This window comes from Bradyrhizobium sp. TM102, assembly GCF_009176685.1.
In the GTDB taxonomy this organism is placed as follows: domain Bacteria; phylum Pseudomonadota; class Alphaproteobacteria; order Rhizobiales; family Xanthobacteraceae; genus Bradyrhizobium; species Bradyrhizobium ottawaense.
This window is the reverse complement of the sequence record NZ_AP021855.1, coordinates 7,042,418-7,062,378: the sequence shown is the minus strand read 5'-3', so window position 1 is coordinate 7,062,378 and position 19,961 is coordinate 7,042,418. Positions and strand designations below refer to the sequence as shown.

The 19,961-nt window shown below is 65.6% G+C and carries 18 protein-coding genes; 6 read left to right on the top strand and 12 right to left on the bottom strand.

All coding sequences use genetic code 11. The features are described 5' to 3' along the window. Positions 1 to 69 precede the first annotated feature (69 nt). Positions 70 to 1,353 (top strand): phosphoribosylamine--glycine ligase, encoded by a 1,284-nt coding sequence (gene purD, locus GDN70_RS33390; RefSeq protein ID WP_152103575.1) that lies wholly within the window; start codon positions 70 to 72, stop codon positions 1,351 to 1,353. A gap of 189 nt (positions 1,354 to 1,542) precedes the next feature. Then, positions 1,543 to 2,448 carry an alpha/beta fold hydrolase gene (locus GDN70_RS33385; protein WP_097669100.1) on the top strand — a complete coding sequence of 302 codons (906 nt, stop codon included), beginning with the start codon at positions 1,543 to 1,545 and terminating at the stop codon, positions 2,446 to 2,448. Here GDN70_RS33385 and GDN70_RS33380 read toward each other — a convergent pair. Next, positions 2,445 to 2,903: a nucleoside deaminase gene (locus GDN70_RS33380; protein ID WP_038947486.1), complete on the bottom strand. Its 459-nt coding sequence runs from the start codon at positions 2,901 to 2,903 to the stop codon at positions 2,445 to 2,447. The genes GDN70_RS33385 and GDN70_RS33380 overlap by 4 nt on opposite strands. 120 nt (positions 2,904 to 3,023) lie before the next feature. Here GDN70_RS33380 and GDN70_RS33375 point away from each other — a divergent pair, with 120 nt between their 5' ends. Beyond that, positions 3,024 to 5,108, top strand: a complete 2,085-nt coding sequence (locus GDN70_RS33375; protein ID WP_173015921.1) for a pseudouridine synthase — start codon at positions 3,024 to 3,026, stop codon at positions 5,106 to 5,108. A 1-nt stretch (position 5,109) separates the two neighbouring features. After that, positions 5,110 to 5,664 carry a 16S rRNA (guanine(966)-N(2))-methyltransferase RsmD gene (rsmD, locus tag GDN70_RS33370; protein WP_097669102.1) on the top strand — a complete coding sequence of 185 codons (555 nt, stop codon included), beginning with the start codon at positions 5,110 to 5,112 and terminating at the stop codon, positions 5,662 to 5,664. A gap of 120 nt (positions 5,665 to 5,784) precedes the next feature. On the opposite strand, the gene mutL is transcribed toward rsmD, so the two are convergent. Continuing rightward, positions 5,785 to 7,599 carry a DNA mismatch repair endonuclease MutL gene (mutL, locus tag GDN70_RS33365; protein ID WP_097669103.1) on the bottom strand — a complete coding sequence of 605 codons (1,815 nt, stop codon included), beginning with the start codon at positions 7,597 to 7,599 and terminating at the stop codon, positions 5,785 to 5,787. 254 nt (positions 7,600 to 7,853) lie between these two features. Between mutL and GDN70_RS33360 the strand changes: the two genes are divergently transcribed. Further along, positions 7,854 to 8,171: a ribbon-helix-helix domain-containing protein gene (locus GDN70_RS33360; protein ID WP_097669104.1), complete on the top strand. Its 318-nt coding sequence runs from the start codon at positions 7,854 to 7,856 to the stop codon at positions 8,169 to 8,171. A gap of 220 nt (positions 8,172 to 8,391) precedes the next feature. Here the strand turns inward: GDN70_RS33360 and GDN70_RS33355 are convergent, their stop codons facing one another. From GDN70_RS33355 to GDN70_RS33340, 4 genes are read right to left on the bottom strand one after another with little or no spacing between them, the layout of a single operon-like run. Then, positions 8,392 to 9,960 (bottom strand): GMC family oxidoreductase, encoded by a 1,569-nt coding sequence (locus tag GDN70_RS33355; protein WP_038971149.1) that lies wholly within the window; start codon positions 9,958 to 9,960, stop codon positions 8,392 to 8,394. Between the two features lie 30 nt (positions 9,961 to 9,990). Beyond that, positions 9,991 to 10,539, bottom strand: a complete 549-nt coding sequence (locus tag GDN70_RS33350) for a Twin-arginine translocation pathway signal (RefSeq protein WP_097669105.1) — start codon at positions 10,537 to 10,539, stop codon at positions 9,991 to 9,993. 35 nt (positions 10,540 to 10,574) lie between these two features. Beyond that, complete coding sequence (locus tag GDN70_RS33345) at positions 10,575 to 10,970, bottom strand: VOC family protein (protein WP_028140132.1); 396 nt, start codon at positions 10,968 to 10,970, stop codon at positions 10,575 to 10,577. After that, entirely contained in the window at positions 10,971 to 11,357 is a 387-nt protein-coding gene (locus tag GDN70_RS33340) for a c-type cytochrome (protein WP_152103574.1), read from the bottom strand. Between the two features lie 301 nt (positions 11,358 to 11,658). Here GDN70_RS33340 and GDN70_RS33335 point away from each other — a divergent pair, with 301 nt between their 5' ends. Beyond that, positions 11,659 to 11,967 carry a hypothetical protein gene (locus GDN70_RS33335; RefSeq protein WP_152103573.1) on the top strand — a complete coding sequence of 103 codons (309 nt, stop codon included), beginning with the start codon at positions 11,659 to 11,661 and terminating at the stop codon, positions 11,965 to 11,967. A gap of 62 nt (positions 11,968 to 12,029) precedes the next feature. Here the strand turns inward: GDN70_RS33335 and arfB are convergent, their stop codons facing one another. The 6 genes from arfB to ileS form a co-directional block, all read right to left on the bottom strand. Beyond that, on the bottom strand, positions 12,030 to 12,446 hold the full coding sequence (gene arfB / locus GDN70_RS33330; protein WP_028140135.1) for an alternative ribosome rescue aminoacyl-tRNA hydrolase ArfB: 417 nt from the start codon (positions 12,444 to 12,446) through the stop codon (positions 12,030 to 12,032). 117 nt (positions 12,447 to 12,563) lie between these two features. Next, positions 12,564 to 13,931, bottom strand: a complete 1,368-nt coding sequence (locus tag GDN70_RS33325) for a pitrilysin family protein (protein ID WP_028140136.1) — start codon at positions 13,929 to 13,931, stop codon at positions 12,564 to 12,566. After that, positions 13,928 to 15,319 carry a pitrilysin family protein gene (locus tag GDN70_RS33320; RefSeq protein ID WP_152103572.1) on the bottom strand — a complete coding sequence of 464 codons (1,392 nt, stop codon included), beginning with the start codon at positions 15,317 to 15,319 and terminating at the stop codon, positions 13,928 to 13,930. Before GDN70_RS33320 ends, GDN70_RS33325 begins: the two co-directional genes overlap by 4 nt. Before the next feature lie 193 nt (positions 15,320 to 15,512). Continuing rightward, positions 15,513 to 16,238 (bottom strand): hypothetical protein, encoded by a 726-nt coding sequence (locus tag GDN70_RS33315; RefSeq protein ID WP_038947479.1) that lies wholly within the window; start codon positions 16,236 to 16,238, stop codon positions 15,513 to 15,515. 95 nt (positions 16,239 to 16,333) lie between these two features. After that, positions 16,334 to 16,828 (bottom strand): signal peptidase II, encoded by a 495-nt coding sequence (lspA, locus tag GDN70_RS33310; RefSeq protein ID WP_028140139.1) that lies wholly within the window; start codon positions 16,826 to 16,828, stop codon positions 16,334 to 16,336. Positions 16,829 to 16,838: 10 nt separating this feature from the next. Then, positions 16,839 to 19,847, bottom strand: coding sequence for an isoleucine--tRNA ligase (ileS, locus tag GDN70_RS33305; RefSeq protein ID WP_038971148.1), 3,009 nt, complete (start codon positions 19,845 to 19,847; stop codon positions 16,839 to 16,841). Between the last annotated feature and the right edge of the window lie 114 nt (positions 19,848 to 19,961).

Here is a 19,961-nt window from a genome sequence, read left to right as displayed (position 1 = left end):
AAGCCCCTTGAGACGCGAGCCGATTCGTGCGACCTCCGCCCCCAGCAAATCCTTCATTCTGAGCCTTCGATGCACATTCTCCTGCTCGGTTCCGGCGGCCGCGAACATGCCCTGGCGTGGAAGATCGCGGCTTCCCCCCTGGTGACCAGGTTCTGGTGCGCGCCCGGCAATGCCGGCATCGCGCGGGAGGCGGAATGCGTGGCGCTCGATATCGCCGACCATGCCGCGGTGATCGACTTCTGCAAGACGAACAAGGTCGAGCTCGTGGTGGTCGGGCCGGAGACGCCGCTGGCGGCCGGCATCGTCGATGATCTCGCCGCTGCCGGCATCAAGGCGTTCGGCCCGAGCAAGATCCCCGCCCAGCTCGAAAGCTCCAAGGGTTTTACCAAGGCGCTCTGCACCGAGTTCGGTATTCCCACAGGCGCCTACAAGCGCTTCACCAACGCCGATGACGCGCGTGCCTACGTGCAGAGCACGGGCGCGCCGATCGTCGTGAAGGCCGACGGGCTCGCCGCCGGCAAGGGCGTCGTCGTCGCCAAGACCGTGCGCGAGGCCGAGGACGCCATCGCCATGATGTTCGAGGGCGCTTTCGGCGAGGCCGGCACTGAAGTCGTGATCGAGGAGTTCTTGCCGGGCCGCGAGATCAGCTTCTTTGCGCTGTGCGACGGCGAGACGGCGATTCCGCTGGCCTCCGCCCAGGACCACAAGCGCGTGTTCGACCACGACGTCGGGCCGAACACCGGCGGCATGGGCGCCTATTCGCCGACGCCTTTGGTCACGCCCGGGATCCACGACGCGATCATGGCCAAGATCATCCTGCCGACGGTATCAGGCATGAAGCAGCGCGGCACGCCGTTCCGCGGCATCCTCTATGCCGGGATCATGCTGACGACGCAGGGGCCAAAACTGTTCGAGTTCAACGTCCGCTTCGGCGATCCCGAGTGCCAGGTGCTGATGCTGCGCATGATGTCGGACATCGTGCCGGCCTTCCTCGCCGCCTGCGACGGCCAGCTGAAGAATTTCGATCTGCGCTGGCATCCGGACTCCGCGCTCACGGTGGTGATGGCGGCGAAGGGTTATCCCGGCGACTACCAGAAGGGTACGCGGATCGACGGACTCGATGACGCGGCGAAGGTGAACACCGTCGAGATCTTCCACGCCGGCACGGTCGAGAAGGACGGCGCGATCCTCGCCAATGGCGGCCGTGTGCTCAATGTCTGCGCGCTCGGCAAGACCGTGACGGAGGCCCAGGCCCGCGCCTATCAGGCCGTCGACCGCATCAGCTGGCCCGAGGGCTTCTGCCGCCGCGACATCGGCTGGCAGGCGGTGGAGGCGGAGAAGGCCAAGGGCTGAGCGAGGGCTCGTCCAGAGCTAGCTTGGCGCGGTCGTCGTCACCGGATGGCCACATGTGCACCCCAGAATGTGTAATCAGTCGTGGGGCTTACTGACCCCGATGATGATACCGGTACTGTGCATGGGGTTGTTTTCGCAATTTTAGGTGTCGGGGGCAGGCCCCGACTGACCTCTCAAGGATGCAACAAGATGTCCGATCTCGCCGACCTTTATCCGGATTTTGCCTCCGAATGGATCAACACCTCCTTCGGCCGGATCTTCGCCCGCGTCGGCGGCAGCGGGCCGCCGCTGCTGCTCCTGCACGGCTTCTCCGAGACCCATGTGATGTGGCACCAGGTCGCGCCTGAGCTGGCCAAGCACTTCACGCTGATCATCGCCGATCTGCCGGGCTATGGCTGGTCCGACATGCCCGAGAGCGATGCGCTGCACATCCCCTACAGCAAGCGCGCGATGGCCAAGGCGATGGTGGAGGTGATGGAGCGGCTCGGTCACGTGCACTTCGCGCTGGCCGGCCACGACCGCGGCGGCCGCGTCTCCTATCGCCTCGCGCTCGACCATCCCGGCCGGCTGTCGAAGCTCGCGGTGCTCGATATCCTGCCGACCTATAATTACTGGGAGCGGATGAACCGCGCCTACGCGCTGAAGATCTATCACTGGACCTTCCTGGCGCAGCCCTATCCGCTGCCGGAGACGCTGATCTCGAGCAATGGCGAGTTCTTCCTGCGCTTCAAGATGGCGAGCCAGACCAGGTCGAGGACGCTGGATGCCATCGACCCGCGCGCGCTCGAGCACTACATCGCCCCGTTCCGCGATCCCGCCCGCGTGCATGCGATGTGCGAGGACTATCGCGCCGGCGCCTATTTCGACTACGACCTCGACAAGGCCGATTTCGAAGCCGGCAAGAAGATCACCATTCCCATGCTGGCGCTGTGGGGCAACGCCGGCGTGGCACAGGCCGCGGCGACGCCGCTCGACACCTGGCAGCAATGGGCGACGAACGTCGTGGGGATGCCGGTGGATTCCGGCCACTTCCTCACGGAGGAGAACCCGGATGTGACAGCCCAAGCGCTGCGCGAGTTTTTCGCAGGCAGCTAGCGCCGCTCGCGAAAGAACTCCTTGAGCAGCCGCGCCGCCTCGCTCTCGCCGACTCCGGAATAGACGTCCGGCGCGTGGTGGCAGGTCGGGGAGGCGAAGAACCGCACGCCGGATTCGACCGCGCCCCCCTTGGGATCGGCGGCGCCGTAATAGAGGCGCCTCACCCTTGCAAACGAGATCGCGCCCGCACACATGGTGCAGGGCTCCAGCGTCACGTAGAGGTCGCAGTCGACGAGGCGCTCGCTGCCGATCTTTTTCGCGGCCTCGCGCAGCGCGACGATCTCGGCATGGGCGGTGGGGTCATAATCGGTCAGCGTCCGGTTCGCCGCGGTGGCGATCACCTCGTAATTGCGGACCACCACGCACCCGATCGGAACTTCGCCCGCTTTTCCGGCATTTTCGGCCGTTCTGAGCGCCAAATCCATGAAGGAGGGGGCTTTCAAGCCTCGTATCATCGCCAGAAACCTGCTAGTAGCTGCGCCTTCAGCAGAAGTGCTTACCGGTTTTGCCTGGGCATGCGGCTCCGAACGAGCGCGCACAATGCCTAACGGCCACCCCCTTGAGTGAGATTATTCATGCCTCGCGACAGCGACAAAGACAACGATTCCCGCGGCCGGCGAGGCCCGGCCAAAGGCGGCCGTTCCGGCAAGGCGCGCGGCCCCGAGAAGAAGTTCGCCAAGCGCGGTTTTGAGGGCAAGAGCGAAGGGAGGGGCGATCGCGACAGCCGCCCGCCCCGTGGCGACCGCGACAGCCGCGCGCCCCGCGAGGGTCAACCCTTCCGCCGCCGCGAGGAGGGCGATGCCCCGCGCCGCGATTTTTCCGACCGTCCCCGCTTCAAGCGCGATGACCGCGGCAGCGAGGGTCGCGGCGAGCGCAGCTTCAAGCCGCGTGGCGACCGTCCGTTTTCCGATCGCTCCTCGCGTGATGGCGAGAAGCGTCCCTTCAAGCCGCGCGGTGATCGCCCCTCCTATGGCCGCGACGACCGTCCGCCGCGCAGGGATCGCGACGATTCCCGCCCCGCCGGCCGGACCGGTGACAGAAAGTTTGGCGACAAGAAGCCCTATGCGCCGCGTGGCGATCGCCCGGAACGCAAGTTCGACGGCGAGCGGAAGTTCTCGCGGGGCGGTCCTGATCGCGACCGCGGCGAGCGCTCCGATTCCAAGCCGTGGCAGAAGCGCGACGACCGTCCGCGTGGCGATCGTCCGCCGCGCAAGGATTTTGGCAAAGGCCCGCGCAAGGATTTCGGCGGCCGTGATCGCGGCGAGGACAAGCCCTGGCAGAAGCGCGACGACCGTCAAGGTAGCGGCGAGGACCGTCCGCGGTTCTCGCGCTCGCGCGACGATCGCACATCGGGCGATCGTCCGTTCCGCGAGCGGCCCAAATTCGATCGGCCGCGCGAGGACCGTCCGAAATTCGATCGGCCCCGTCGCGATGGCGATGGCGACCGCGGCGGGCGTGGCGGTGACCGGCCGAAATTCAATCGTCCGCGCGAGCGGTCGGAAGGCCGTTCCGATTGGCACGAGCATCCGCGCAGCGAAGGCCGTTTCGGTGATCGCCCGCGCCGTGAAAACGAAGACGATAGCAGGATTTTCGAGAAACGCCCCGCCTTCGGCGGCCGCGGCGCCTATCGCGAGCGCGACCGTGATTTCGACCGGCGGCCGCGCCGGGAAGAAGAGCCAAAGCCGAAGAAGGCCGGCGAGCGCATCGCCAAGGCGCTGGCCCGCGCGGGGCTTGCCTCGCGCCGCGATGCCGAGGAGATGGTCACGCAGGGCCGCGTCACCGTCAACGGCCGCGTCATCAACTCGCCGGCGCTCGACATTACAAAGAACGACGTCGTTCTGGTCGACGGAAAGCCGTTGCCGGAGCGCGAGCGCACGCGGCTGTTCCTCTATCACAAGCCGCGCGGGCTGATGACCACGCATGACGATCCCGAGGGTCGTCCGACCGTGTTCGACAATCTGCCCGAAGGCCTGCCGCGGCTGATCTCGATCGGCCGGCTCGATTTCAATACCGAGGGCCTGCTGCTGCTCACCAATGACGGCGGCCTCGCGCGGACGCTCGAGCTGCCGGACACCGGCTGGCTGCGCCGCTACCGCGTCCGCGCCCATGGCGACGTCACCCAGGCGCAGCTCGACGAGCTCAAGAACGGCATCGAGGTCGAGGGCGTCAAATACGGTCCGATCGAAGCGACGCTGGAGCGCGACCAGGGCGCCAACGTCTGGCTGGTGTTCGCGATCCGCGAAGGCAAGAATCGCGAGGTGCGCAATGTCTGCGCCCATCTCGGGCTCGAGGTGAACCGGCTGATCCGGGTTTCCTACGGTCCGTTCCAGCTCGGCGAGGTGCCCGAAGGTCAGGTCGAGGAGATCAAGTCGCGCGTGCTGCGCGACCAGCTCGGCGACAAGGTGATCGAGAAGTCGGGGGCGCAGTTCGACGTGCCCTCGAAATCCTCGTCGCGCGTCGACGATGCGCCGCGCGAGGCGAAGCCCGCCAGCAAGCGCGCGGTGATCAACGACCGCAAGGGCCGCCGCGTGCTGGTGCAGCGCACCGGCAGCGAGGAGGCGCGCGAGCGCAACGAGGAGGAAGCCAACGGCTACGGCCCGCCGCGCCGTCCGAAACGCGGGTATCACGGCAAGCGCGACCTGACGCCGAAGGAGGACTAGCTTGCGCGTCGTCGGCGGTCGTTTGAAGGGGCGCAATCTCGCCTCACCGTCCTCGCGCGACATCCGCCCCACGGCGGACCGCCTGCGCGAGTCCGTGTTCAACATCCTCGTGCATGCCTATGACGATCCGATTGAAGACGCGCGCGTGCTCGATCTCTTCGCCGGCACCGGCGCGCTCGGCATCGAGGCGTCGTCGCGCGGGGCGAAGTTCACGCTGTTCGTCGATAATGGCGCGGAAGCGCGGGCGCTGCTGCGCAATAACGTCGAGTCGCTCGGCCTCGGCGGCGTGACGAAAGTCTATCGCCGCGATGCGACCGATCTCGGCCCCGCGCATCCCGTCGAGCCGTTCTCGCTCGCGTTCCTCGATCCGCCCTATGGCAAGGGCTTTGCGGAGAAGGCGCTGGCAAGCTTGCGCGATGGCGGCTGGCTCACGCCCGGCGCGCTGCTGGTGGTGGAGGAGGCGAAGGCCGCGCAGTTCGCGACGCCGGAAGGTTACGAGGAATTGGAGCGGCGGGCGTATGACGACACGGAGTTCGTGTTTTTGAGGAAGCCGTAGTCTCGCTCTCGTAGGGTGGGCAAAGGCGCAACGCGCCGTGCCCACGATCTCCGCATGATCGAGAGAGGTGGTGGGCACGCTACGCTTTGCCCACCCTACGGCACCGTCACCACGGCACCGTCACCTTCGCCCGAACAGTTTCTCCACATCGCTCAGCTTCAGCTCGACATAGGTCGGCCGGCCGTGGTTGCACTGCCCGGAGTTCGGGGTGTCCTCCATCTCGCGGAGCAGGGCGTTCATCTCTTCCGGCCGCAGCCTGCGGCCGGCGCGCACCGAGCCGTGGCAGGCCATGGTCGCCGCGACGTGCATCAGGCGGCGCTCCAGCGGCAGCGCCTGGTCCCATTCGGCCATGTGCTCGGAGAGATCGCGCAAGAGGCCGCCCGCATTGGTCTTGCCGAGCAGCGAGGGTGTCTCGCGCACCGCGACCGCGCCGGGGCCGAAGGATTCGATGGCGAGGCCGAACGATGCGAGCTCCTCGCTGCGCTCCAGGAGGCGCTCGACCGTCGCCTCGTCCATCTCGACGATCTCGGGGATCAAGAGGATCTGCCGCTGCACGCCGTTCGCAGCCAGCGAGGCCTTCAACCGCTCATAGACGATGCGCTCATGCGCGGCGTGCTGGTCGACGATGATCAATCCGTCGCGGGTCTGCGAGACGATGTAGGTCTCGTGGATCTGCGTGCGGGCCGCGCCGAGCGGGCGGTCGACGAGGTCGCTGACGGGCTGCGACTCGATCCTCACGTCCGCACTGGGCGTGCCGACGTCGAAGGCGGCCTGCGTGCGCTCTGCGAAAGCGGGTGCGGCGGCACCTTCAAATGACGGCATCGGCGCAACGGGCGCGGACGGCGAAGCCCGCCAGTCCCAGCTTGCGGGGCGCGGCGGCGTGAAGGCCGGCCGGAACGAGGACAACGCGCTCTCACCGCTGTTGGCGGCGGTGCGCCGGCCCTCGCGCGCGAGGCCTTCCTTCAGCCCGTGCACGATCAGCGCGCGGACGAGGCCGGCGTTGCGGAAGCGCACTTCGGTTTTGGCCGGATGGACGTTGGCGTCAACCTCGCGCGGATCCAGCGTGACGAACAGCGCCAGCACGGGATGCCGGTCGCGTGGCAGATAGTCGGCATAGGCGCCGCGCACCGCGCCCAGGATCAGCTTGTCGCGGACCGGGCGGCCGTTGACGAAGAGATATTGCCCGAGCGCATTGGCTTTGGTCAGTGCGGGAGCTGCGGCATAGCCGCTGACCACCACGCCCTCGCGTTCGGCATGGACCTCGAAGGCATGGCTGCGAAACTCAGCGCCCAGAATGTCGCCGAGCCGCGTCAGCCGTCCGGCCGCGCCGGGCAGCGCGGCAGCCCAAGTCACCGGTGCGCGCTCTTCGCCCGCGAGCGTGAAGGCGATATCGGGCCGCGCCATCGCGAGGCGCCTGACCACTTCGCGGATCGCCTCGGCCTCGGTGCGGTCGGTCTTCAAAAATTTCAGCCGGGCCGGCGTCGCATAGAAGAGGTCGCCAACCTCGACACGGGTGCCATGCGCCAGCGCCGCCGGCATGATCTCGGACTTCTCGCCGCCCTCGACCGTGAGCGCCCAGGCGTGCGGCTCACCGGCATGCCGGGTGGTGATGGACAGTCGTGCCACCGAGCCGATCGAGGGCAGCGCCTCGCCGCGGAACCCGAGCGTGCGGATCTGCAGCAGATCCTCGTCGTCGAGCTTGGACGTGGCGTGGCGCTCGACCGCGAGCGCGAGGTCTTTCGCGGTCATGCCGCCGCCGTCATCGGTGATGCCGATCCGCCGCCGCCCGCCGCCGTCGGTGAAGACGTCGATCCGGCTCGCGCCGGCATCGATGGCGTTCTCGACCAGCTCCTTGACCACGCTCGCCGGCCGCTCGACCACCTCACCGGCGGCGATGCGGTTGACGACCTGTTCTGGCAATTGGCGGACGGGCATGAGGTTCTGAGTTTAGGCTTACGAATCTGGATTCGCGGACGGCGCTATTCTAGGCCGTGTTGCGTCAAAAGCATGTGTTGGGCAACAGCGGTGCAGCCGCCTGGGGAAGAGGGCTACCTATCACATTGAAGACATTGAGCGTTCGAGAAAGTTGCGCAACCGGGATCGGCCGACATCCGACGACGGTCCGGATTGTGAGGCGCCGGGCAGCGGTGTAGCATCGTGAAAAAACGGTAACAGGACGGGAGGACGCCATGTGCCATCTCTTTGCGCATCAGCCCCAGGGCGACTACGAATCCCAGACCCGCTCCTTGCGGATCGGCGGCCATTGCACCTCTATCCGGCTGGAAATGGCGTTCTGGGATACGCTGGAGGAGATCGCTGCCAGGGAGCATATGAGCGTCGGCAAGTTCCTGACCACGCTCTACAACGAGGTCCTCGACCATCACGGCGAGGTCAACAATTTCGCCTCGCTGCTGCGCTGCTCGTGTCTGATCTATCGCTCGAAGAGCATGGCGACGGTGCCGGAGTTCAAGGCGACGGTGGCACCGATTCTCGATGCGGCGGAGTAGCAGGTAGGCGCGAGCACGCTTCCACAATGTCGTCCCGGCGAACGCCGGGACCCATACCGCGTGATCTCGGTGTTGCAGAAGGTCGGTGTACCGAACGATCAATCTTCGCCAAATGTCTCCCTGTGGTTATGGGTCCCGGCGTTCGCCGGGACGACACCTTGGGTGTGGATACGCAATCCCTCAACGTCGCCATCGCTGGCGCGGTGACAACACCCCTTCCTCAAATCTCCTTCTTCTGCATCGCCCCCGCAATGTAATCCGCCTGCCGGATCGCCAGCGCGACGATGGTCAGCGTCGGGTTGCAGGCAGCCCCGCTGGTGAACTGGCTGCCGTCCGAGACGAACAGGTTCTTGACGTCGTGGCTCTGTCCGAACTTGTTGACGACGCCGTCGCGCGGCTTCTCGCTCATGCGGTTGGTGCCGAGATTGTGGGTGCTCGGATAGGGCGGCGTCGGATAGGTCACGGTGGCGCCGACGGCGTCGTAGACCGCAGCGCCCTGCTTGTAGGCGTGCGCGCGCATCGCGAGATCGTTGGGATGATCGTCGAAATGTACGCTCGCGACCGGCTGCCCGAACTTGTCCTTCACGCGAGGGTCGAGCGTGATGCGGTTGGTCTCCTGCGGCATGTCCTCGCCGACCAGCCACATGCCGGCCATCCTGGGATAACCGTCGAGCGCTGCGGTGAATGGACGGCCCCAGGCGCCGGGATTGAGGAACGCCGCCATGAACGGCAGCCCGATCGACAGCGTCTCCATCTCGTAGCCGCCGACGAAGCCGCGCTTCGGATTGTTGGCGGCTTCATCGCGGATGATCCCGGCCATGGTGGTGCCGCGATACATGTGCACGGACTTCTCGAATACGGCATAGACGCTGCCGGTCATGTGCCGCATGTAGTTGCGGCCGACCTGGCCCGATGAGTTGCCAAGGCCGTCGGGGAACATGGTCGAGGCGCTGTTGAGCAGCAGCCGCGGGCTCTCGATCGAATTGCCGGCGACCGCGACGATGCGCGCCTTCTGCCGTTGCATCGCGCCGTTCTCGTCGGCGTAGACGACGCCGGTGACCTTGCCCCCAGCGTCATGCTCGATCTTGATCGCCATGCTGCTCGGTCGCACTTCGAGATTGCCGGTCGCCTCGCCCTTGGGGATCTCGGTATAGAGCGTCGACCATTTCGCGCCGGATTTGCAGCCCTGGAAGCAGAAGCCGATCTGCTGGCAGGCGCCGCGGCCGTCGCGCGGTTGGCTGTTGATCGCCATGTTGCCGGTGTGCACGGTCTTGTAGCCGAGCTTCCTGGCGCCGGCTTCCAGCACCTTGAAATTATTGTTGCCGGGAAGGCCGGGAATGCCGTTGGTGCGGGTCACGCCCATCTTGTTCTCGGCCTTGGCGTACCACGGCTCCATTTCGGCGAGGGTAACCGGCCAGTCGAGGAGGTTTGCGCCGGGAAGGTTGCCGTAGGTGCTCTTCACCCTGAACTCGTGCTCGTCGAAGCGCAGCGAGGCGCCGGCCCAATGGGTCGTCGAGCCGCCGACCGCCTTGACGATCCAGGCGGGAAGGCCGGAAAAATCCTTGGCGACGCGCCACGTGCCCGACGTGGTGCGTGCATCGGTCCAGGCGAGCTGGGAAAAACTCTCCCATTCGTCGTTGACGAAGTCGTGGTTCTCGATGCGGGGACCCGCTTCGAGAATAACCACCTTGACGCCCTTCTGCGCGAGCTCGTTGCCCAGCGTGCCGCCGCCGGCACCGGAGCCGACGATCACCACAACGCTGGAGTCGTTCAGATCGAATTTTGCCATATGCGTTCTCCTGAACCGTTGGGGTGGGTCTCAAGCCTTCGGCAGCCAGTCGATGTCGGCGAAGCCACGGTTGATGTAGCCGCCGTGCTCGGCCGAGGAGCCCTCGTAGCCGAAGCGTGGCCAGACCTCCTTCTGGTTGTAGAGCGACACGATGAGGTCGCCGCGCACCTTCTGGAAGAAGTCGCTTCCCTCAATCTCCTTCAAGAGCACCACACGGTCGGCTTCCCATGGCACTTCGACATAGGGCAGCTTGTGGCGATCCCGCGCATTCTGATCTAGCCGCGTGATGCCGTCGCTGATCAGCGACTTGACGACGGGATCCTTCGCCGCCTTGCCGTCCCACGGCTTGATCGCGGTGATGTAGTAGTTGTCGCCGAGCACGTCGTGCGGGTAGATGTCGCGCGCGACTTTCAGCAATGTCTTCATCGTTGCGGGCGAGAGCGCGCTGGAATCATCGGCCCACGCATCCTCGATGCTCACAGCGACGCTGGTCGCGACGGCCACGACCGGCACGGCGGTCGCCGCGCCCTTGAGAAAGACGCGGCGGCTGTGCTTGCTTCGACGATCGACTTCTCTCATGGCATTCCTCCGTCAATTTTGATTTTATGATTGGATCAGTTGAAACGTCCGCCCCGCTGGATCACCTCGATCTTGTAGCCATCGGGATCGCTGACGAAGAAGAAGCGCGCCAGCGTCCTGCCGTCGTGCTTGAAATCGCGTAAGGGCCCTGGCGCGAGCTTCTCGCGCTCGAAGCGGGCATGCTCGGTCTCGAGATCCTCGACCACGACGGCGAGATGGCCGTAGCCGTCGCCGGGCTGGTACGGCTCCTTGCGATCGAAATTCACCGTCAGCTCGACCTCGAAAGGTGAGGAGGGATGACGCAGATAGATCAGGGCGAAGTCCGCGAATTTCAGATGGTCGGCGACTTCGAGGCCGAAGGCACGCCGGTAGAAGTCGAGCGAGCGCGCTTCATCAAGCACGCGGATCATGGAATGCACCGGCTTTGCCATTCAGTGCTGCTCCTTCAGGTAAGCGATGATGGCGGCGCGCGTCTCCGGCTTGCCTTGCCGGTAGGCCATGACGACGCCGGGAATGACGGCTTGCGGATTGGTCAGCCACGCGTCGAGCCGGGCTTCGTCCCAGGTGAAATCCGCGTTCGCGAGGCCTTGCGAATACCTGAAGCCCTCGACCTTGCCGGCGGGACGGCCCACGACCTTGAGCAGCGGCGGTCCCTGGCGCGCCGGCTCCGACAGGCTCAACGTGTGGCACGCCGCGCATTGTTGCTTGAAGAGTGTCGCGCCAGCTGGCGGCATCGCGGCCGGCAAAGGCATTTGCGCGTCGGCAACCCGCACCATCAGCACCATCGCGGTGCACAATCCCAGCACGAACGCGCGCATCGTCTAGAGCCGCCCATCCACATCAACCTGCGCAAACTCTAGGCGGCGTCAGATGGGCGGTGGTAGTAGCGGGCTGTTTCGTAGCGCGCGGAGATGCTCGTGATGCGCACTGTTCCGCGCCGCCTTATATGCGGAGCACAATTCCGCGAAACCGCCGTCAAATCCCTAAACGATCACCACACCATGCGCATTGCATGACGATTGCGCCGCTCGAATTCTCGACGCGATGCAATGGCCCGGTACAGACGAGCGGCGTGAAAGCCGCCGGGCCATTCATCGCGAAAAAATCCAGGAGAAATGGATGAAGTTGGTCAAGACCTCGATGATCGCATGCGCTCTGTCGGCTCTCATTGCGACGCCCGTTCTCGCGCAAAGCGCGCCCCCCACCGCCAAGCCGGGCGGCACCGTGCAGAGCAAACCCATGCAAGGCAGCACGATGGGCAACGGCGACGAGGAGATGAATGCTCAGCCGGGCGCGGCGGGCGAGAAGGCCGGCATGAAATCGACCAAGGGCACCAGGGGTACGGTCGGCACCACAGGCAGCGCTGCGCACAAGGGAACGGCCGACGATGCGGCGACGGGCGGCGCAGCCCCTTCCAAGCGTTACTAGTCCAGCCGCGTAAGACGGCACAACTCCGGTCGCCTCGCGGCCGGAGTTTTTTGCCGCGCTAATTAGTCGTCGAAGCGCCCGCCGCGTCCGGCCTTGACGTCGCTGCGGCGCTTCTTGCCGTCGAGCCGGCGCTGCTTTGAGCCAAAAGTCGGCTTTGTCGCCCGACGCGGCTTTGGCCGCACCATGGCTTCGCGCAGCATCTCCGTGAGGCGGTCGATGGCATCCTGGCGGTTGCGCTCCTGGGTACGGAAGCGCTGCGCCTGGATCACAATCACGCCGTCCTTGGTCATGCGCTGACCGGCGAGGCGGGCGAGCCGAATCGCCGCATCCTCCGGCAGGGTCAGCTTGCGCGCGTCGAAGCGCAGCTGCGCCGAGGTCGCGACCTTGTTGACGTTCTGCCCGCCCGGGCCGGAAGCACGGACAAAGCCGATCTCGATGTCGTCCTCGTCGATGACGAGATCGCGGGATATCCGCAGCATGATGGCACCATTCGTGATGTCCGGACATATCGCGGACGTCTGCATTGGGCAATGGTGCTTGGTGGAAACGCAAATGGCCGGGCGAGCCCGGCCATTTCAGGACATCCGAGAGGGACGTCAGTTCGACTTCGTCGCCGGAGCCGCGGACGGCTGCGCCGCGGCCTGCGGGGCGCGGCCGACGACGACGGTCAGGAGACCCTGGCCCCAAAGGCGCTTGGCGGCGGCCTTGGCGTCGTCCAGCGTCACGGCGTCGACGATGGCATTGCGCTTCTCGATATAGTCGATCGGCAGCTTGTCCTGCTGGTACTGCAGCAGCGCCTGCGCCAGCTTGGAGGAGGTGTCGAGCGCCAGCATCTGCGAGCCCTTGAGGTAGGACTTGGCCTCGTCGAGCTCCTTCTGCGTCGGGCCTTCCTCGGCGATCCGGCGCACTTCCTTGTCGATGGCGTCGATGGTGTCGCCGGCGCGGTCGGCGCGCGTGCCGGTATTGCCGATGAACACCGCCGAATGCTCCATCCAGAGCAGCGATTCGAACACCGAATAGGCCAGGCCTCGCTTCTCGCGGACCTCGCGATAGAGCCTGGAGGACAAGCCACCGCCGCCGAGGATGTGATTGACGACATAGGCCGCCATGAAGTTCGGATCGCTGCGCTTCACCCCTGGGCCACCGAATGTGATCACGGTCTGCGGCACGTCGAGCGTCACGAAGGCGCGCTGCGGCGGCTTTGCGGCCTCGACGTCCGGAACCGGCGTGAGGTTGGCCTTGGCGGGCAGGCTGCCGAATGTATGGTCGAGCAGCTTGCCGAGGGTCGCCGGATCGACGTCGCCGACGACAGCGATCTTCAGCCCATCCTTTGCAAGCACGCGGCCGACATAGTCTTTCATGTCGGGGACCGTAATGGTCGGCACGCTGTCGAGGTTGCCGTTGGTCTGCCGGCCATAGGGATGATCGCCGAAGGCGACCTCCAGGAACTTGCGGCTCGCCAGCGAGGTCGGATTGGTGGTCTCGCGGCGCAGGCCCGAGACGACCTGCGAGCGGATGCGTTCGACATCGGCGGTGTCGAAATGCGGCGAGGTCAACGCGCTCCTGAGCAGGTCGAAGGCCTCGTCCTTGTTGTCGCGCAACATGCGCAGGCTGCCGCGGAAGGTGTCGCGGGTGGCGCTGAAGGAGAGCTCGATGGCGCGGCGGTCGAGCCGCTCGTGGAAGGTCTTGGAGTCGAGATCGCCGGAGCCTTCGTCGAGCAGGTCGCCGACCAGGTTGGCGACGCCCGGCTTGTCCTTGGGATCCTGCGCCGAGCCGCCGGCAAAGGAATATTCCATGGCGATCAGCGGCACGGTTGCGTCCTGCACGAACCAGGCTTCGATACCGCCCGGCGAGATCAGGTGCTGGATCTTTGCGGCCGCCTGTGACGGCGAGACCGCAGCGAGCGCGAGCGCAGCGCCGGTGGCAAGGGAGAATGCAGCGCGTCGAAGGAAGGGATAGGTCACGAACGCTTCTCCTCGCGCTTGGTGGCGGCAGTGTCCTTGATCAGATAGCCCGTCACCGAGCGCTTCTTCTCGAGCCATTTCTGCGCAACGGCGCGGACCTGCTCGGCGGTGACCGCGCGGATGCGGTCGGGCCAGCTCCTGATGTCCTCGATCGACAGGCCCGTGGTCAGCGCGCCGCCATACCAGCGTGCCAGCACCGCCTGATTGTCCTGGGCGTAGATCGCCTCCGCGATCAGCTGGGTCTTGACCCGCTCCAGATCCTCGGCGCGGATCGGGTTCTGCGCGACATTGGCGATGACGCCGTCGACCGCCTGCTCGACCTCGGCAAAGCTGACGCCGGGTTTTGGTGAGGCCGAGATGGCGAACTGGGTCGGGTCGAGTGAGATGCTCGAATAGCTGGCGTTGGCGGAGACCGCGAGCGGCTTGTCGACGACGAGGGCGCGGTAGAGATAGGAATTGCTGCCACTGCCCATCAGCTGCGCCAACACGTCGAGTGCCGCGCTTTCACCGGCCGCAGCCGTGGTTGCCGAGGGCACCAGATAATAGCGCCGCATGCTCGGCTGCTCGACGCGCGGGTCGGCCAGCGTGACGGTGCGCGGGGCGGCGGGCTCCGGCTCCTGCGGACGGACGCGCCGCGCCGGAATCGTTGATTGCGCCGGGATGGAGCCGAAATTGCGCTCCACCAGCGGGCGTATGTCGGCGGCCTCGACGTCGCCGGCGATCACCAGGATCGCGTTGTTCGGCGCATAGAAGCGGCGGTAGAAGGCGAGTGCGTCCTCGCGGTCGAGCTTCTCGATCTCCTGATGCCAGCCGATCACGGGACGGCCGTAGGGATGATTGAGATAGAGCGCGGCCATGATCTGCTCGTTCAGCCGCGCGTCCGGATTGTTGGCGACGCGCATGTTGTACTCTTCGAGCACGACGTCGCGCTCGGGCAGCACGTTCTCGTCCTTGAGGATGAGGCCTGTCATGCGGTCGGCCTCGAACTCCATCATGGTCGGCAGCTGCTCTTTCGGCACGCGCTGGTAATAGTTGGTGTAGTCGACCGAGGTCGAGGCGTTCTCGTTGCCGCCGACGCGAAGCACGGTCTGGGAGAATTCGCCAACGGGATGCTTCGAGGTGCCCTTGAACATCAGGTGCTCGAGGAAGTGGGCGAGGCCGGACTTGCCCGGCGTCTCGTCGGCCGAGCCGACCTTGTACCAGATCATCTCGGTGACGACGGGCGTGCGGTGGTCGGGGAACACCACGACCTGCATGCCGTTGCTGAGCGTGAAGCTGGCGGGCGGGGCCGATGTTACCGTGGTCTGGGCAAGGGCCGCGCCGGCCGAGAGGATGCTCGTCGAAAGCAAAGCGGCAAGGAGGCAGGCAGCCGATCGGTAAGAGGACATTATGATCCTTTTGAAAGGCCGAGGTCCGGATATCCGGCTCGGACGGCACGGCATGCTACACCGTGCGGCTGTGGCTTCGCGTCACGAAGCAGAGAACCCAACGCATAGGCAAGTTACTGATCAGCAATTTATGCGCCTCGGCCGGCGTACATGAAGCGCCGGCGCGGGGTTTCGGGTCTGTGGAACAGGAACGCTATTGTTCCTTGTCCTTGCCGGACATGATGTCGAAATAGGTCCGCCGCGACTTGTCCGGTCCGGCGCCATAGGAGTAGTTCGGAGACGGCGTCTGATAGCCCGGCGGCGGCTCGACCAGCGACTGGCGCGGCGGCTCCTCGGTGAATTTCTTTTCTTCGGTGGCGTTGCCGCCCTTCATCATATTCCACAGGCCGCCGGAGAAGCCGAGTTCGGCGGGGCTGAGTGACGGATTGCCGTTGGTGCCCGGCTGGATCGGGTCATTGCTTGTCCGGGGGGCTGCGGCGACCTGGCCGGCCTTCATCTCGGCAGGCGTCAGCTGTCGGGCGGCCTGCCAGTTTTCCGTTTCCTTGGTTGCCTTCTTGCGCGCGGCGATGGCTTCCTTGCGGCGCTTCTCCTCGGGGTCCTTGGGCCAGTTCGGAGCGGCCTTGGCCTGGGTCGCGGGAGGCGGCAGGTCGAGCTTGGGCGGCACCACCAGCGGCGAGCGCTCGCGGTATTCGATGCCGGGCTTTTCCATGCTCTTGGCGCCGATGCCGGACATCAGATTGTCGATGATCTTCTCTTCGAAGGTCATCCCGTCATCATCATCGTCGTCATCACCGGCACGCGCTGCGCCGACCGACATGACGAGACCGATGCAGAGCGCGACGGCGGACAATTTCAACGCCTGCCAATGCCCCGATCGGGGGTCTCGAACCATCGAAAAGCTGGTCTTCGAGCTGCGCATTACTGTACCTGTTCCATATTGTGTCAGATCGCCGCTCGCACGCGGCAAACCCTCGCAAAGGCCGGGTTCCACCTGCCGGTCCGTATCGACCGGGATCAGGGCGCTTTTGCGGCGGGTACCCCCAGGAAGGAATCATACAATAGCCCCGCCACCCCAGCAACGATGGCCACGTCGGCGAGGTTAAACACATACCAATTATAGGTATTTCCGCCGATCTCGATGTGGAGCAGGGCGAAATCGACCACCGCGCCATAGGCGAGGCGGTCGATGCCGTTGCCGATGGCGCCGCCGATGATCAGCCCCAGCGCGACCGTGGCAAGCCGGGTGTGCGAGCGGGCCATCCAGATCGCCAGCGCGACCACGGCGATGGCCTTGACGGCCATCAGCGCGAGCTGCGCGGCCTGGCTGTCGTTCTGGAGCCAGCCAAAGCTGATGCCGATATTCCAGGCCAGCACCAGGTCGAAGAACGGCGTCACCTTCACCACGCCGCGACGGGCGAGGTCGAACCCGTTCAGCAGCCAGAGCTTCGAGGCCTGGTCGGCCACAAGCGTGACCAGGGCCGCGAGGATGCCGGCGCGGAGCGGGGTCATGGGGTGCCGATCAGACGCTCACGCCCAACGCCTTCCACTCGCGCAGTGCTTGTGCGTCGCGCGGGGTGACGTCGGGGTATTCAGCGTCTTCGCCGACCGTCGGGGAGATCTTCCAGGAGCGGGCGCATTTGGTGCCGACCGCCTTCTCCACCACGACCGCGACACCGGGCACGGCATCGAGCCGGAATGCATCGGCGGGAGCCTCGCCCTCACGCACCTCGTAGTTCGAGGTGATGCAGATTTCGGCCAGGTCGACGTCGAACAGCGTCATCAGCATGTCCCGGTCGGCGACATAAATCACCGGCGAGGCTTCCAGCGACGAGCCGATGTTCTTGGCGGCGCGTTCGAGCTCGAGCGCGCCCGTGACGACACGGCGGACGTTACGGATCGCTTCCCATTTCGCGGCGAGCTTGTCGTCGCGCAAGGCTTCGAGATCGTTCGGGAACTGGGTCAGATGCACCGACGGTTCGGCGTTGGGGCGATACATGCGCCAGCCTTCCTCCGCGGTGAAGCTTAGGATCGGCGCCAGCCATTTCAGGACCGAGGCGCACAACAGGTCGATCGTCGTCAGCGCCGCCTTGCGCGTCGGCGACGACGGCGGATCGCAATAAAGCGTGTCCTTGCGGATGTCGAAATAGAACGCCGAGAGTTCGCTGTTCAGGAAAGCGGACAGGATCGCGACCACCGACTTGAAGTCGAACTCCTGATAGGCCTTGCCGATGGCGGCGGCGCGGATCGCGAGCTCGTGCAGCATCAGCCGTTCGAGCTCGGGCATCTCGGCGGGCGCGACCGCCTCAGTCGGCTTGTAATGATGCAGCGTGCCGAGCATCCAGCGCACGGTGTTGCGCAGCTTGCGGTAGGTCTCGACCGTGTTCTTCAGGATCTCGGGACCGATGCGCTGGTCGTCGGTGTAGTCGCAAGACGCGACCCAGAGCCTCAAGATGTCGGCGCCGGATTCCTTGATGACGGCCTGCGGCTCGATGGTGTTGCCGAGTGACTTCGACATCTTGCGGCCGTCCTCGGCCTGGGTGAAGCCGTGGGTCAACACGATGTCGTAAGGAGCCCGACCGCGCGTGCCGCAGCTCTCCAGCAGCGAGGAGTGGAACCAGCCGCGATGCTGGTCCGAGCCTTCCAGATACATCACCGTGTCGGTGCCGCCGTCGACCTTGCGCTTGATGCCGGCGAGCCCGGGAAACTGCACGGGGTCTTCGAGCACGAAGGCGTGTGTCGAGCCGGAATCGAACCAGACGTCGAGAATGTCGTCGACCTTCTGCCAGTCTTCATTGGCACGCACGCCAAGGAAGCGCTCGCGCGCGCCTTTCGCGTACCAGGCATCGGCGCCTTCCTGCTCGAAGGCATCGCCGATACGGGTATTGACGGCCTCGTCCTGGAGGATCTCGGCGGAGCCGTCGCCCTTCTCGCGCACGAACACGGCGATCGGCACGCCCCAGGCGCGCTGGCGCGAGATCACCCAATCGGGCCGCGCCTCGATCATGCCGTTGATGCGGTTTTCGCCTGAAGGCGGCACCCATTGCGTCACCGAGATCGCGTGCAGCGCGCGGGCCCGCAGCGTGTCGCCGCTCTTCGCCTTGCCGCTCGCCGCAACGTCCTTGTCCATCGCGATGAACCATTGCGGCGTATTGCGGAAGATCACCGGCTTCTTGGAGCGCCAGGAGTGCGGATATTGGTGCTTGAGCCGGCCGCGCGCCAGCAGCATGCCTCTTTCGACGAGCGCCTTGATCACGGCCTCGTTGGCGTCGCCCTTCTCGCCCTTGTCGTTGATGACACGCTTGCCGGCAAAGCCCGGCGCATGATCGGTGTAGGCGCCGTTCTCGTCGACGGTATAGGGGATTGCCGTGGTGATGCCGCGTGCATCGAGATCGCGCGCCTGCGCCATCCAGGCATCGAAGTCCTCGCGACCATGGCCAGGCGCGGTGTGCACGAAGCCGGTGCCGGTGTCGTCGGTGACGTGGTCGCCGGGCAATAGCGGCACGATGAAGTCGTAGCCGCCGGCAAGGCCCTTCAGCGGATGGGCGCATTCGATCGCGTCCATGGTGTCGCCGGGGATATCGCGCACCTTCTCGAAGGCCGTCACGCGGGCCTGCTTGAAGACCTCTTCAGCGAGCGCATCGGCGAGGATCAGGAGGTCGCCCGTCTTGGTCCAATTGTCGGCGGGCGCGTCCGTCACCTTGTACAGGCCGTAGGCGATCTTCGGCGAGAACGAGATGGCGCGGTTGCCCGGCAGGGTCCACGGCGTGGTGGTCCAGATCACGACGCTTGCGGAGGCGAGAGCGCCGTGCGCGGGCGACGTAACCGGGAATTTCACCCACACCGTATCGGAGGTGTGGTCCTCGTACTCGACCTCGGCTTCGGCCAATGCGGTCTTCTCGACCACGCTCCACATCACCGGCTTGGAGCCGCGATAGAGCGTGCCGTTGGCGGCGAACTTCATCAGCTCGCGCGCGATCTGGGCTTCGGCCGGATAGCTCATGGTGGCGTAGGGATGATCCCAATCGCCGATGACGCCGAGGCGCTTGAACTCCTCGCGTTGCACGCCGAGCCAATGCGTGGCGTAGGCGCGGCACTCCTTGCGGAAGTCGATCATCGCGGTGGAGTCGCGGAAATCGGGCTTCTGCTTGCCCTTCTTGCGATAATGCTCTTCCTCGACCTTCCATTCGATCGGCAGGCCGTGGCAGTCCCAGCCTGGCACGTAGTTGGAATCGAAGCCGAGCATCTGCTGGCTCTTGGTGACGAGATCCTTGAGGATCTTGTTCAGCGCCGTGCCGATATGGATGTTGCCGTTGGCATAGGGCGGGCCGTCATGCAGCACGAACTTGGCGCGGCCCTTCGCGCTCTCGCGCAGTCTCTCGTAGAGGCCGATCTCGTACCAGCGCTTGAGGATCTCCGGCTCGCGCTGCGGCAGGCCGGCGCGCATCGGGAATTCGGTCTGCGGCAGGAACAGGGTCTTCGAATAGTCTTTGGCTTCAGACTTTGGGGACTTTTGCGGCTTTTCGGACATGAGGCTGACTGGCTCGGAAGGGCGCGGGAACGGATGGCGATGCGGAATCGCGGGGTGAAACGACAAAATCCCGGTCTTGCGCCGAGCCCTCAGGCTCAGGCGGAAGCCGGGCCG